The sequence below is a fragment of the Lagierella sp. ICN-221743 genome, from assembly GCF_037890055.1.
Taxonomy (GTDB): domain Bacteria; phylum Bacillota; class Clostridia; order Tissierellales; family Peptoniphilaceae; genus Mediannikoviicoccus.
Genome location: NZ_JBBKBD010000026.1, coordinates 1 through 14929 on the forward strand (window position 1 = coordinate 1; position 14929 = coordinate 14929).

9 protein-coding genes are annotated in these 14929 nt (G+C 37.4%); all 9 read left to right on the forward strand.

Going from position 1 to position 14929, the window contains the following annotated elements; translation table 11 throughout:
- Positions 1–899 precede the first annotated feature (899 nt).
- Complete coding sequence (locus tag WKS98_RS09105) at positions 900–1829, forward strand: ABC transporter permease (RefSeq protein WP_498918718.1); 930 nt, start codon at positions 900–902, stop codon at positions 1827–1829.
- Between the two features lies 1 nt (position 1830).
- Positions 1831–2856 (forward strand): ABC transporter permease, encoded by a 1026-nt coding sequence (locus tag WKS98_RS09110; protein ID WP_498918720.1) that lies wholly within the window; start codon positions 1831–1833, stop codon positions 2854–2856.
- An 8-nt stretch (positions 2857–2864) separates the two neighbouring features.
- Positions 2865–3866, forward strand: coding sequence for an ABC transporter ATP-binding protein (locus WKS98_RS09115; protein ID WP_498918722.1), 1002 nt, complete (start codon positions 2865–2867; stop codon positions 3864–3866).
- On the forward strand, positions 3853–4827 hold the full coding sequence (locus WKS98_RS09120; protein ID WP_498918724.1) for an ABC transporter ATP-binding protein: 975 nt from the start codon (positions 3853–3855) through the stop codon (positions 4825–4827). The genes WKS98_RS09115 and WKS98_RS09120 overlap by 14 nt, the downstream gene beginning before the upstream one ends.
- A gap of 22 nt (positions 4828–4849) precedes the next feature.
- Positions 4850–6520, forward strand: a complete 1671-nt coding sequence (locus WKS98_RS09125) for a peptide ABC transporter substrate-binding protein (RefSeq protein WP_498918726.1) — start codon at positions 4850–4852, stop codon at positions 6518–6520.
- A gap of 185 nt (positions 6521–6705) precedes the next feature.
- Positions 6706–8478 carry an aminopeptidase P family protein gene (locus WKS98_RS09130; protein ID WP_498918728.1) on the forward strand — a complete coding sequence of 591 codons (1773 nt, stop codon included), beginning with the start codon at positions 6706–6708 and terminating at the stop codon, positions 8476–8478.
- Positions 8478–10337 carry an excinuclease ABC subunit UvrC gene (gene uvrC / locus WKS98_RS09135; RefSeq protein ID WP_498918730.1) on the forward strand — a complete coding sequence of 620 codons (1860 nt, stop codon included), beginning with the start codon at positions 8478–8480 and terminating at the stop codon, positions 10335–10337. Before WKS98_RS09130 ends, uvrC begins: the two co-directional genes overlap by 1 nt.
- Entirely contained in the window at positions 10312–11244 is a 933-nt protein-coding gene (gene hprK / locus WKS98_RS09140; protein WP_498918731.1) for an HPr(Ser) kinase/phosphatase, read from the forward strand. The genes uvrC and hprK overlap by 26 nt, the downstream gene beginning before the upstream one ends.
- A gap of 32 nt (positions 11245–11276) precedes the next feature.
- Positions 11277–14897: a pyruvate:ferredoxin (flavodoxin) oxidoreductase gene (nifJ, locus tag WKS98_RS09145; RefSeq protein WP_498918733.1), complete on the forward strand. Its 3621-nt coding sequence runs from the start codon at positions 11277–11279 to the stop codon at positions 14895–14897.
- Positions 14898–14929 lie beyond the last annotated feature (32 nt).

A 14929-nucleotide genomic window follows, 5' to 3' on the forward strand; every position in this document is an offset into this window, starting at 1 on the left:
AGGTTTACACCACGTATTGTCATTCTGAGCGAACGTAGCGAGTCGAAGGATCTCGTGAACTTTCTATTAGAAAGTTCACGCTAAAGTATCCTGAATTATTTTGTAGGTTACAACCCTACTACCTCGTTTATTACTAGTATATTGCATCGTTTTATTCCACCAAGGGGGAAAAAGGAACTGCTTTCTATCGGGCCATTTCCCCCTTGGGAACCCCCTTTACCTCCCAACGACTTGGGGATATCCCCAAGACCCCTTTTAAAAAGTAGTAGGAAAGCTAAGGCTTTCCTTGCTGTGCCTAATGGCACATAATATATTTTGGACATCTTCTCCCTCCGAAGTGTTAACCTCCCTCGCACTGTCATCCTGAACGAAAAATTTGCGAAGCAAATTTGTAGCTGAAGTATTCTTGACCTAACAGAAGGCTAAGTCTTCGTTGTAGGTCAAATGTCAATCTCGTTTTACTTTCCGACAGGAAAGTGTCAGAAGGCGACCTCGAACACTTTTTTCTAAAAAGTGTTCGTTAAAGCCTCATAATATGTTATGTATTCTTTTTATAACTTTTTTTTCAACTTCCAACTTCTAACATCTAATATTTTATTGCTCTTCAACTAAATCTCATGCTTGTTATTCTTCCAAAAACTCATCTTTTTAAGTAAACTACACCATTAAACATGTGTTAATATCGCAAAAATTTACAAAAAATTCAATAAATTTCAAAAAATTACAGAAAATTTTGTAAAAAACTTTTAAAATTTTTCTAAAACTTTTACCGAAAAGCGCCTATGAAAACGTTATAAATACTAGTATTTCAATATTCAGCACTGCAAAACTTTACTGTTTTAAAATGCTTGCAATTTACATCAATAAAGTGTATAATTGTATGAAATAAGGAGGTCATTATGGTAAAGTATATTTTCAAGAGAATTTTACAAGCTATTGCCGTTTTGTTTTTGGTAACTTGTATTACATTCTTCTTAATGAAGCTTGTACCCGGCTCGCCTTTCGCTAGTGAAAAGGCACAGTCACCGGAGGTACTGGAAGCTTTGAACAAAAAATATGGACTTGATCAACCGTATCTTGTTCAGTTAAAAAAATTTATTACAAATGCATTAAGGGGAGAGTTCGGCGTATCTTTGAAGATGCAAAAGGACAGACCTGTAATGGACATTTTAAAGGAGATGTTCCCAACTAGTGCAAAGCTTGGGCTTATTGCTCTTACATGGGCTACTATAGTTGGGGTTTCTTTGGGAAGTTTAGCAGCTTACCATAGGGGAAAGAAACTGGATTCGTTTTTAAGAATACTTACTACGATTGGTATTTCTGCTCCTGGCTTCGTAGTTGCAACTCTTTTACTTTTATTCTTTGGGGTTAAGTTAAAGGCTCTTCCTACCATGGGACTAAATGGTTTTAAATCATATTTGATGCCATGTTTCTCCCTTGGATTTTATTCAATGTGTTATATAGCAAGGTTATCAAGATCTTCCATGCTTGATGCAATGGGTCAAGACTATATAAGGACTGCAAGGGCAAAAGGGGTTAGTGAAGGAAAAATTCTTTTTAAACACGCTCTTAAAAATGGTTTTATTCCGGTTCTTACATATTTAGGACCACTTACTGCTGGAATCATAACTGGTTCAATGGTTGTTGAGTCAGTATTTTCAGTACAAGGACTTGGAAGATATTTTATAAACTCAGTATTAAATAGGGATTATCCTATTATTATGGCAACTACACTATTCTTTGCATCACTTGTAATCTTTATGAATATGGTGGTTGACATTCTATATAGATTTATAGACCCTAGAATTGATTTGTCGAAGGGGGATTAATATGGAAAACTTTCTAAGTTTAAACTCTAAGCTTAAATTAGAGGAATATGAATTTACTGAAGATGACTTTGAACTTGCATCTTCGGAAGCTAAAGAAAGCTTCATGACTAAGGCTCCTTCAACATCATATTTTCAAGATGCTTTAAGGCGCTTAAAGGAAAACAAAATAGCTATGGTATCTTTGGGATTCATAGTAATTATATTTATATTTGCATTCATCGGACCTTATTTTGTAAAGGGAGACTACACCACTCAGTTTAGAGGGGACGAAAATTTATTTCCCTGCGCAAGGTATCCATTTGGTACTGATAAATTAGGTCGTGACATAATGGTTCGTACAATGTACGGAACTAGAGTTTCTCTTATTGTAGGTCTATTTGCATCACTTATAGTACTTGTTATTGGAACAATATATGGATCAATATCTGGTTACTGTGGTGGAAAAGTTGATGCGGTTATGATGAGAATTTTGGATTTAATATATTCAATTCCAGATGTTCTAGTGGTAATTTTATTATCCATAGGGATATCTCAACCGATGAAGTCATATGTAAATAGTTCTAACTCAGCCATTGCAAAAAAAGTTGCAACACTGGGACCGGCTCTTATATCAATATTTATTGCCTTTGGTCTACTATACTGGGTAGGGATGGCAAGAATTATAAGAGGACAAGTGCTTATGCTTAAAAAACAAGAATTTGTTACTGCGGTAGAAGCTCTTGGTGGATCTAGAAAGAGAATTATTAAAAGGCATTTATTCCCCAACTGTATCGGTCAAGTTATTGTTATGACGGCTATGCAAATACCGTCAGCCATATTCTTGGAATCATTCCTATCATTCTTAGGGATTGGTGTTTCTGCACCGATGACATCTCTAGGAGCTATGGCGGCAGATGCCCTGGGAGGGATTTACTCCTATGCATATAGGTTAATAATACCTTCAGTAATACTTAGCTTGATGATACTGGCGTTGAATTTATTTTCTGATGGACTAAGGGATGCCTTAGACCCAAGACTTAAAAAGTAGGTGTGATTATGGAAAACAAAGTAAAAGAAGTTTTAAAAGTCGAAGACCTTGCTATTTCCTTCTACACACCTGTAGGTGAAGTTAAAGCGGTGGATGGCATAAGCTATACACTACATGAGAATGAAATAATGGGAATTGTAGGAGAGTCTGGTTCTGGTAAATCGGTAGAATCCTATGGGATAATGGGTCTTTTACAATCTCCTGGCAAGGTAAAATCTGGAAAGATATTATATGATGGAAAAAATGTTTTGGATTTTGACAAAAAGGAAATGAGAAAATTCAGAGGAGGTAAGTGCTCCATGATTTTCCAAAACCCTATGACTTGTTTAAATCCTGTTTATACAATAGGTAATCAACTTATGGAAGCTGTATTGGTCCATAAGAAGGTAAGTAAGGATGAAGCTTATAAGAAGGCGGTTAAGATGCTTGAACTTGTAGGTATTGCAAATCCTGAAAAGAGAATGAAACAATATCCCCACGAACTATCTGGTGGTATGAGACAGAGGGTCATGATTGGGATGGGGCTTATATGTGAGCCGGACATTCTAATAGCAGATGAACCTACAACTGCACTGGATGTTACAATCCAGGCACAAATACTAGAGCTTATAAAGGAAATTCAACAAAAGACTAAGATGTCTGTAATCTTTATAACTCACAACTTGGCAGTTGTTGCTCAAATTTGCGACAGTGTATCTGTAATGTACGCTGGAAAGATTGTTGAACAAGGAAGTGTTGATGATATATTCTACAATCCTCAACATCCTTACACAAAGGGCCTTTTAAAATCCATGCCAAGAATTGACGACAACGAGGGAGTAAGACTTGAAAGTATTGAAGGAACTCCTGTTGATATGTTGAACCCGCCAACTGGATGTGGTTTCTCTACAAGATGTGAACACTGTATGAATATTTGCTTGAGAAAAGAGCCACCAATGGTTGAAATGGGAGATGGACATAGGTCAAAGTGTTTCCTACATTTAAAGGAGGTAGCAAATGGAAGACAATAAATTACTTGTTTGCGACAATATTGTAAAACATTTCACCGTCAAGGAAACATTTAATAAGACAGCAACGGTACATGCGGTGGAAAATGTCTCCTTCTATATAAAGAAGGGAGAGACACTGGGAGTTGTAGGAGAGTCAGGATGTGGCAAGACCACTTTGGGACGAACTATATTGAGACTTCATGAACCGACTTCTGGACGTATAACCTATGATGGCGAAGTTATTTTTGATAGTGAAAAGAATATAAAGGCTGAAATGTATCCATATAGAAGGAAGATGCAAATAATATTCCAAGACCCTTCTGCATCCCTTGACCCTAGAATGACCGTAGCGGAAATTGTAGGGGAGGCGCTGGATATACATGGACTTTACAAAGAAAACAGAAGAGATAGAATTAACGAATTGCTTAGACGTGTTGGACTTAACCAGGAACACTCTAATAGATATCCCCATGAGTTTTCAGGGGGACAACAACAGCGTATTGGAATTGCAAGAGCATTGGCGGTTGAACCTGAGTTTATAGTATGCGACGAACCAATCTCCGCACTGGATGTTTCCATCCAAGCGCAAATTGTAAATATGTTACAGGACATGCAGGAAGAGCTTGGGCTAACATATATGTTTATCGCCCATGACCTTTCATTAGTAAAACATATTAGTGACAGAATTGCAGTAATGTATTTAGGAAAGATGGTTGAACTTGTGGACTCGAAGAGACTTTATGAAAATCCTCTTCATCCATACACCAAGTCACTACTTTCGGCGATACCACTACCGGATCCTAAACTTACAAGAAGTTTACAAAGGATAAAACTTGCTGGTGAAATTCCTTCACCAATACATCCACCTAAGGGCTGTAGATTTCACGAAAGATGCCCTTATGCAAAGGATATATGTAGTGAAGTGGAACCGGAGTTTAGAGAAGTTGAGGATGGACACTTTGTAAGTTGTCATATCATATAAACAAAAAACTAGGAGGAAAGAAATGAAAAAAAGATTTAGTTTAAGATTGCTTGCACTTATGCTTGGCTTTGTAATGTTACTAAGTGCTTGTGGTAACGGTGGACAAAAGCAAGGCACTGGGCAAGCAGGAAATGGAAACGCAGCTTCTAATGAAGAAGCAGGAAGAGAAGATGGTGTTTTTGATGTAAACATCGCTTCAGAACCACAATCAATTGACCCAGCTCTTAACAGTGCTGTGGACGGTGCTATTATGATATCTCATCTTTTTGAATCACTTATAAGATGGGATGACGATGGAAATGGAAATGCCGTATTAAAACCAGGTATTGCAGAATCATGGGATGTTTCTGATGATGGACTTACTTGGACTTTCCACTTAAGAGATGCTAAGTGGTCAGACGGTAAACCAGTTGTAGCAGAAGACTTTGTATATGCATGGAACAGATTAGTAAACCCTGACACAGGTGCTGACTATGAATATATGTTAGATATGGTTAAGGGATATGACGAAAAGAAACTTGATATCTCTGCACCAGACGAAAAGACTTTTGTTGTTAATCTAAGTGTAAAATGTCCATACTTTGAAGAAATATGTGCTTTCCCTGCAGTAATGCCAGTAAGAAAGGACGCTGTTGAAGGAACTGAAAACTGGACAAACTCAGCTGATACATTAATTTCAAATGGACCTTACGTTCTAAAAGATTGGAAACACAATCAAGTTATCGAAATGGAAAAGAATCCTGAATACTACGACGCAGATTCTGTAAAGGCTGAAAAATTAGCTTTCCACTTACAAGATGATCAAAACGCAATCTATGCATCATATAGATCTGGCGACTTAGACTTTATAAACTCCGTACCTCAAGAAGAAGTTCAAAAACTTCTAGACACAAAGGAACTTAAAGTTCTTCCTCAAGTAGGAACTTACTATGTAGTATTCAACACTGAAAAAGAACCATTTAACGACGCAAGAGTTAGAAAGGCTTTCTCACTTGTAATAGACAGAGACTTTATCGTTAAACAAGTTAGTGGAAAAGGTGAAGAACCAGCATCAGGTTACGTTCCTTCAGGAGTATACGATGTTGACGGAGCAGAAGGCGACGACTTTAGAACTAAGGGTGGCGACTACTACTCAATTAAAGTTGACGACTATGAAAAGAATGTAAAAGAAGCTAAGAAACTTATGGAAGAAGCAGGCTACAAAGATGGCCAAGGATTCCCACAAGTTGAATACCTATACAACACAAGCGAAGGCCACAAAGCCATAGCTGAAGCGCTACAAAATATGTGGCAAGAAAAACTTGGTGTTCAAGTTACTCTACAAAACCAAGACTGGAACGTATTCTTAACTGAAAGAAAACAAGGTAACTTTAACATCGCAAGAAGTGGTTGGATTGCAGATTACAACGATCCAATGTCATTTATAGATATGTGGATGACTGGTGGAGGTAACAACGACGCTCAATACAAGAACCCTAAATATGATGAACTTGTTAAGGCAGCAAAGGCTACTTCAGACCAAGCAGAAAGAATGGAAAACATGCACAAAGCTGAAGATATATTAGTAGGCGAAGATGCAGTTGTTGCACCAATCTACTTCTACACTAATTCCCACATGATGAAGCCAAATATCGAAGGATTATACTACACTCCATTAGGATATTACTTCTTCAAGGGATTGACTGGATTCTAGAACAAGTCAAATGACTCCTTTTTTAAAGAGGGCGGCTGTATGGCCGCTCTTTTTATGTTTATTTTGAATTGCATTTAGTGTTAGATTATTTAAATAATAATTCAATGAAAATCTTTGAATTTATTAGTAGAATTCAGGCTATGTGATATAATTAAAATAGATATCTATGTGAAAGGATGTGCTATATGGTAGCTGATAATATATTAAAATTAAGAGAAAAAATGAAACAAGCAGGACTTAATATGTATATAGTTCCTACATCAGACCCTCATTGTTCTGAATATGTTCCAGACAGTTATAAAACTAGGGAATTTATTTCGGGCTTCACAGGATCTGCCGGCACTGTAATAGTGACACTTGACAATGCCGGACTATGGACTGACGGAAGATACTTTATACAAGCTGCAAAACAGCTGGAAGGTTCTGGAATTAAATTATATAAAATGGGAGAAGCTGGAGTTCCTACAATGAAACAATTTGTTGAAGAAAATTTCAACAGCGACTACAAGATTGGATTCAATGGAGAAACTTTTCCCCTTTGGCTTTTAGATTACATTGCAAAGGACATTCCAGAAGAAAATATTTCGTATAACCAAACTCTTGTTGAAGACATTTGGGAAGATAGAGTTAAAAAGTCTTCCAAAAAGGCCTTTGTGTTAGAGGAAAAATATGTTGGAGTTTCTGCAACTGACAAGATAAGAGAGATTAGAGAAAAACTTAATAAAAAAGGCGCAACTGCAACTCTAGTTACAACCCTTGACGACATTGCATACACACTAAACATCAGAGGGGGCGATGTGCTTTTCACTCCCGTAATACTTTCTTACCTTTATATAAGTGAAGACCATGTAGTTTTATTTGTAGACAAAGAAAAGATTACAGAAGACGTAAAGAAGCATTTAGACAAGACTGGTGTTACAGTTAAAAATTACGAAGAGGTATTTGATTTTGTAAAGGGCATACCAAGTGAAGAAGTTCTTTACTTCAACAATAGAAAAATTAATGTAAAGCTATACAAATCAATTCCTGAGTCTTTGAATACAATTTTTGGTAGAGATATTTCAACAGATATGAAGGCAGTAAAAAATGAAGTTGAAATTAAAAACCAAAAAAACGCCTATGTTAAAGATGGAGCTGCCCTAGTAAACTTCTTTAGCTGGGTTGAAGATTCATTAGAAAAGGGAGAAAAGATTACAGAGCTAGACTGCTCAGACAAACTTCTATCCTTTAGACAAGAGCAAGAACTATTTATTGAACCAAGCTTTGGATCAATTTCCGCATATGGAGAAAATGCGGCACTACCTCACTACTCTCCATCCAAGGACAACCCTGTATATTTAGAAAAAAAGGGACTTTACCTACTTGACAGTGGTGGACAATATAAAGATGGTACAACAGATATTACTAGAACCGTTGCACTGGGAGAACTTACTAAGGATGAAATCTTCCACTACACAATGACACTTAAGTCACATATCGCACTTTTATCTGCCGTTTTTAAAGAAGGTACAAAGTCATCTTCATTGGACATATTTGCCAGGGGACCACTTTGGAAAGAGGGAGTTGACTTTAATCATGGAACAGGACATGGAGTTGGATTTGTTTTAGGAGTTCATGAAGGGCCACAAAGTATTTCAAGACCAAATAATGATGTAAACATGGTTCCAGGAATGGTCACTTCAGACGAACCTGGTGTCTATGTGGAAGGAAGCCATGGAATAAGAATTGAAAACATCATGGTATGTGTGGAAAAGAAAGAAACTTCCTTTGGAAAATTCTTCGGATTTGAATCACTTTCCATTGTGCCAATAGACTTAAGACCAGTTGATAAATCACTTTTAACTGAAGATGAAATAAAATGGATAAACGAATATCATAAAGTTTGTCTTGAAAAATTAAGTCCAATGCTAAAAGGACGCGCCTTAGAATATTTAAGAAAGGCAACTGAGGAGATTTAATGTTTGACATTGAGAAGAATTTGAAAACTTTGCCCACATCACCAGGGGTTTATCTGATGATTGACGACAATGATACAATTATATATGTGGGTAAGGCTAAAAATCTTCGAAACAGAGTCAGACAATACTTTACACCTTCTGGACAGACAATTGAAAAAGTTCGGGAGATGGTTAAACATATAAGTCGGTTTGAATACATCATTGTGGACAATGAAGTAGAGTCCTTGATACTTGAGTCAAATTTTATCAAGGACAAAAAACCGAAGTATAATATACTATTAAAATCAGGCGAAAAATATCCCTTTATAAAAATCACCAAGGAAAAGTACCCACGCATTTTAAAGGACAGGGTCATAAGACCAGACGGTGCCGACTACTACGGCCCCTTTCCAAATGCCTATGGGGTGACTGAAATCATTGAACTGTTTCAGGATATGTATAAAATAAGAAGGTGTAACCTAAATTTTGACAAGAATCAATATTTAGAAAGACCTTGTCTATACTACTTTATACACAAGTGTTCTGGACCTTGTATAAAAGCTGTTACAGAAGAAGAATATTTAGAAGATGTTTCAAATGTGGAAGATTTTTTAAAGGGAAAGCAAAAAAAGATTATAACATCTCTTAAAAAGAAGATGGATAGAGCCTCGCAAAACTTAAACTTTGAACTGGCTGCAAGATATAGGGACAATATAAATTCCCTTGAAACCATTGTGGAAAAGCAAATTGTTCGAACTTCCAAGGACAGGGAGATGGATATTATTGCCATGACTAGAGAGAAAGACACTATCTCCATGCAGGTGTTTATTATGCGAAGTGGCAAAATAATAGACAGGGAGCACTTTATCTTAGACGACTCCATTAAAGGAGAGGACGAAGAAGTGTTTTCATCCTTTATCCAACAATTTTACTTTGACATGGCCTTTGTGCCAAAAGAGATTGTTCTCCAAAAAGAGCCCCTAGACTCATCGACACTGGAAGAGTACTTGACCCGCATAAAGGGGAAAAAGGTAACTTTGACAGTGCCAAAGAGAGGCGAGAAGTTAAAACTGGTTGAACTGGTTGAAAAAAATGCCAAAGAGACTTTGGAAAAACATCTTGCATACATTAGACGAAGAGAGAGGGAAAGACCTAAAGGCCTTGAGGAGCTTGAAGAGCTACTTTCTATCTCGCCACTTTCAAGAATTGAATGTTATGACATTTCAAATATATCGGGAGTGCAATCCGTCGGCTCCATGGTGGTTTATGAAAATGGACAAAAGACCCCGGGAGAGTACAGGAAGTTTAAAATAAAGACAGTTGAAGGACCAAACGACTATGCCAGCCATCAAGAGGTTTTAACTAGAAGGCTTGAAAGGCTAAAAAGTGAAAATGCCCTAGGTAATAGAGAAGTTTCCTTTGGAAGAAAGCCCTCCCTAATCATAATTGACGGGGGCAAGGGCCATGTGAATGCGGCGAAGTTTGCCATGTCACTTTTAAACATGGAAGAGATTCCCATATGTGGACTATATAAGGACGAATTTCACAATACCAAGGGAATCGTATACAATGGAGAGGAGATACCTCTAAAGGTATCCAGTAATATATACCGCTTCCTATTTGATATTCAAGAAGAGACACATAGGTTTGCCATTAACTACCATAGAAAGTTAAGGGATAAAAACATGGTAAAGTCTGAGCTAGACGATGTGAAGGGAATAGGAGAGGTTAGAAAAAAAGCACTTATGAAACATTTCAAGTCCATAGATAAAATAAAAAAGGCATCTATTACGGAGCTTTTGGAAGTGGACAAGATAGACAGAAGAAGTGCAGAGAATTTATACAATCATTTTAATGGAGAAAAAGATGAAGGGAATTAAATTAAAAAAGCTAATTGAAGAGCTGGAACTTGAAGTTGTAATGGCAAGTTCTGATTTTGAGGAACTGACTATAACCAATTCACAAGTAAATAGGCCCGGGATTCAACTTTCCGGATTCTTTGAACACTTTCCAAATAAAAGGCTTCAAATAATAGGTAAGACTGAGTCAATCTTCTTAAACTCAATGGACATGGACGTAAGAAGAGATAGACTTGAAGGGATTATGTCAAGGGACATTCCATGTCTTATCTTCACCCAGGGCCAAGAGATTGAGGACTATGTGGTAGAGCTTGCAAAAAAATATGATAAGACAATAATTCGCTCTACAAGACCCACAACAAGGCTTATTTCAAGAATTGACGATAAGCTTGCATATTTTCTAAGTGAACAGACCAATATGCACGCCGGTCTAATGGAAGTTTTCGGTATAGGGGTTCTAATAACTGGAAAATCTTCCGTAGGTAAGTCGGAAACTGCCCTAGATTTAATCATTCGTGGTCACAGACTTGTGGCAGATGATGTGGTTGAAGTAAGGAGAATGGACAAGGTTCTAGTTGGCCAAGCTCCTAAAAATATACGTCACTTCCTTGAAATTCGTGGAATAGGTATCTTAGACATTCAAAGGCTTTATGGTATAGGTTCGGTAAAACCCGACGTTGAGATAGAGCTTGTGGCATGTTTGGAACCTTGGGACGACGACAAGGAATATGACAGGCTTGGACTTGATATTGAGTACATGGACATACTTGGTGTCAATGTTCAAAAGGTAACTATACCGGTTAAACCGGGAAGAGACATAGCGATGATTGTGGAAGTAGCTGTAAGAAATTACAGACAGAGAAACTATGGATACAATGCGGCTATTGAACTAAGTAAGAGACTGTTTTCAACTAATGAAGATGAATAACAGTTATGCAAAATTTCAAAGGGGGAAATAAAATGAAGGAAAAGAAAATGCAACCTATGGACGGTAATATGGCTGCCGCTCATGTGGCCTATGCATTTACAGATGTTGCAGCTATTTATCCTATAACTCCGTCATCAAATATGGCAGAGTATGTGGACAACTGGGCTGCTTTTGGAAGAAAGAATATTTTTGGACAAACTGTTCACGTTTCAGAATTACAATCTGAAGCAGGTGCAGCAGGAGCATTACACGGAGCGTTGGTAGCAGGATCATTAGGAACAACATTTACAGCATCACAAGGACTTTTACTTATGATTCCTAATATGTATAAGATCTCAGGGGAACTTCTACCAGGAGTATTCCACGTATCTGCCAGAGCTTTAGCAAGTCATGCCCTAAGCATCTTTGGTGACCACCAAGACGTTATGGCAACAAGACAAACAGGCTTTGCAATGCTTGCATCAGGATCAGTTCAAGAAGTTATGGACCTTGCGGCAGTAGCACATCTTTCAGCTATTAAAGGAAGAATTCCATTCCTACACTTCTTCGACGGATTTAGAACATCACATGAAATTCAAAAGATTGAAGTTATAGACTATGACGAACTTGCAGAACTTGTAGACTATGATGCTATAAAGGCATTTAGAGAAAGAGCTTTAAACCCAGAAAATCCTAAGACTATGGGTACAGCTCAAAACCCAGATATCTACTTCCAATCAATAGAAGCTTCAAACACTTATTACGAAGACATAGTTGGAGTAACTCAAAACTATATAAATGAAATCAACAAGCTTACAGGAAGAAACTATGGCCTATTCGACTACTACGGTGACGAAGACGCAGAAGACGTTATTATCGCCATGGGTTCAGTAACTGAAACCATAGAAGAAACCATCGACTTCTTAAGGAGCGAAGGAAGAAAAGTTGGTCTTGTAAAGGTACATCTATATAGACCATTCTCAAAGAAACATCTACTAGAAAAGATTCCTGCAAGCGTTAAGAGAATTGCAGTTCTTGATAGAACAAAGGAAAAGGGCTCCCTAGGAGAACCTCTTTACCTAGATGTTAAATCTGCATTCTATGACGAAGAAAGACAACCAAAAATCTATTCAGGTATCTATGGACTTGGCTCAAAAGACACAACTCCAGGACAAATCCTTGCAGTGTATGACAACCTTGCTTCAGAAGAACCAAAGAAGAGATTTACAATTGGTATTACAGACGACGTAACATATAGATCACTTGACGTAACAAGAAACTTAAATACAGTTCCAGAAGGAACAATCAACTGTAAGTTCTGGGGATATGGCTCAGACGGTACAGTTGGAGCAAACAAATCTGCAATCAAGATTATCGCAGACGGAACAGACATGTATGCACAAGGATACTTTGAATATGACTCAAAGAAATCTGGTGGTATTACAATATCTCACTTGAGATTTGGAGATAGCCCAATAAGATCAACATACTTTGTTGAACACCCAGACTTCGTATCATGTTCAAAACAAGCATATGTTAATCAATATGACCTACTAAAGGGAATCAAAAAAGGTGGAACATTCCTACTTAACTGTATTTGGTCAGAAGACGAACTAGAATCACATCTACCAAACTCATTAAAGAGAAAGATTGCAGAAAACGAAATTGAATTCTACACAATCAATGCATCTAAAATAGCAGCAGAGATTGGACTTGGTGGAAGAATAAACATGGTAATGCAATCAGCATTCTTCAACCTTTCAAAAGTACTTCCAATTGAAGAAGCAATTGAAAGACTAAAGGCACAAATCGTTAAGTCATACGGTAGAAAAGGTGAAGAAGTAGTTAACATGAACTACAAGGCAGTTGAACAAGGTGTTGACGCTTTAGTTAAGATAGACGTCAAAGAAAGTTGGAAAGACTTAAAGGACGAAGAAGAAAACGACGGCAATTTACCAGAATTTATCAGAGAAATTGTTAAACCAATAAACGCTCACGAAGGAGACGACCTTCCAGTATCTAAATTTGTAGATAGAGCAAATGGAGAATTCCCACAAGGAACTTCACAATACGAAAAGAGATGTATTGCACTTAAAGTTCCAAAATGGCATATAGAAAACTGTATCCAATGTAACCAATGTTCATACGTTTGTCCACATGCAGTTATTAGACCATTCTTAGTAACAGAAGAAGAAAAGGCAAACGCACCAGAAAACTTTGAAACTAAAAAGGCAATAGGTAAAGGACTTGAAGACTACACATTCAGAATTCAAGTTTCCACAATGGACTGTACAGGATGCGGAAACTGTGTTGAAGTATGTCCTTCAAAAGTAAAATCACTTTCAATGGAACCATTTGAAGAACAATATAAAGAACAAAAAGAAAACTGGAAGTATGCTCATGACGTAGTGGGATACAAAGAAGGACTAGTACCAGAAACAAATGTTAAGGGAAGTCAGTTCAAACAACCATTACTAGAATTCTCAGGAGCTTGTGCAGGCTGTGGTGAAACACCATACGCAAAACTAATAACCCAATTATTCGGAGATAGAATGTTAGTTGCAAACGCAACAGGATGTTCATCAATTTGGGGAGGTTCAGCACCAGCAACAGTATTCTGCAAGAACAAAGACTGCAAGGGACCAGCTTGGGCAAACTCACTATTTGAAGACAATGCCGAATATGGATACGGTATGGAAATGGGAATTGAAAAGACAAGAGAAAAAATTCGTCTATTAATGGAAGAATTTATAGAACTTGGAATTAATTCACCACTAAACGACCTATTCAAAGCTTGGATTGAAGGAATGAACGACTCAGACAAGTCAAAAGAAGCATCAGCAGAAATCCTTCTACACCTAGGCGAAAAGACTGGCGACGAAGCTGCAGACAAGATTATTTCTGAAATCGAAGAAAGAAAAGATTATCTAATTAAGAAATCAGTTTGGATCTTCGGTGGAGACGGTTGGGCATATGATATTGGATATGGCGGACTTGACCACGTACTTGCATCAGGAAGAGATGTAAATGTACTTGTAATGGACACAGAAGTATATTCAAACACAGGTGGACAATCATCAAAATCAACACCGACAGCAGCAGTGGCAAAATTCGCCGCATCAGGTAAGAAAATTAGAAAGAAAGACCTTGGACTAATGGCTACAACTTATGGATATGTTTATGTAGCACAAATAGCTATGGGAGCAAACCAAGCACAAACACTAAAGGCCATTAGGGAAGCAGAAAGCTATGACGGACCATCACTAATAATCGCTTACTCACCATGTATCAACCACGGTATCAAAGGCGGAATGGGCCACTCTCAAGCACAACAAAAGAGAGCAGTAGAAGCAGGTTACTGGCATCTATATAGATTTGACCCAAGACTTAAAGACGAAGGAAAGAATCCATTTACATTAGATTCAAAAGAACCAACAGCTTCATTCCAAGACTTCATAGCATCAGAAGTTAGATACACTTCACTACAAAGATCATTCCCGGAAGAGGCAGAAGTTCTATTCAAAGAAGCAGAAGAAGACGCTAAAGAAAGATACCAAAGCTATGTAAGAATGGCAAGCTATGAATACAATAAGAAAGAAGAACTTGATAAAGAATTCAAGAGCGAAGATAAAAAAGAACAAACAGTTGGTAAAGACGACAAAATAACAGAGTAAAGTAAAAGAGGAGAGCCGGTGGCTCTCCTTTG

What these genes read in the sequence shown, in the direction of transcription:
- hprK (WP_498918731.1), top strand. Translation starts at nt 10,312, where the DNA reads ATGGAGAAAAAGATGAAGGGAATTAAATTAAAAAAGCTAATTGAAGAG.
- uvrC (WP_498918730.1), top strand. Translation starts at nt 8,478, where the DNA reads ATGTTTGACATTGAGAAGAATTTGAAAACTTTGCCCACATCACCAGGG.
- WKS98_RS09120 (WP_498918724.1), top strand. Translation starts at nt 3,853, where the DNA reads ATGGAAGACAATAAATTACTTGTTTGCGACAATATTGTAAAACATTTC.
- WKS98_RS09105 (WP_498918718.1), top strand. Translation starts at nt 900, where the DNA reads ATGGTAAAGTATATTTTCAAGAGAATTTTACAAGCTATTGCCGTTTTG.
- WKS98_RS09115 (WP_498918722.1), top strand. Translation starts at nt 2,865, where the DNA reads ATGGAAAACAAAGTAAAAGAAGTTTTAAAAGTCGAAGACCTTGCTATT.
- WKS98_RS09110 (WP_498918720.1), top strand. Translation starts at nt 1,831, where the DNA reads ATGGAAAACTTTCTAAGTTTAAACTCTAAGCTTAAATTAGAGGAATAT.
- nifJ (WP_498918733.1), top strand. Translation starts at nt 11,277, where the DNA reads ATGAAGGAAAAGAAAATGCAACCTATGGACGGTAATATGGCTGCCGCT.
- WKS98_RS09130 (WP_498918728.1), top strand. Translation starts at nt 6,706, where the DNA reads ATGGTAGCTGATAATATATTAAAATTAAGAGAAAAAATGAAACAAGCA.
- WKS98_RS09125 (WP_498918726.1), top strand. Translation starts at nt 4,850, where the DNA reads ATGAAAAAAAGATTTAGTTTAAGATTGCTTGCACTTATGCTTGGCTTT.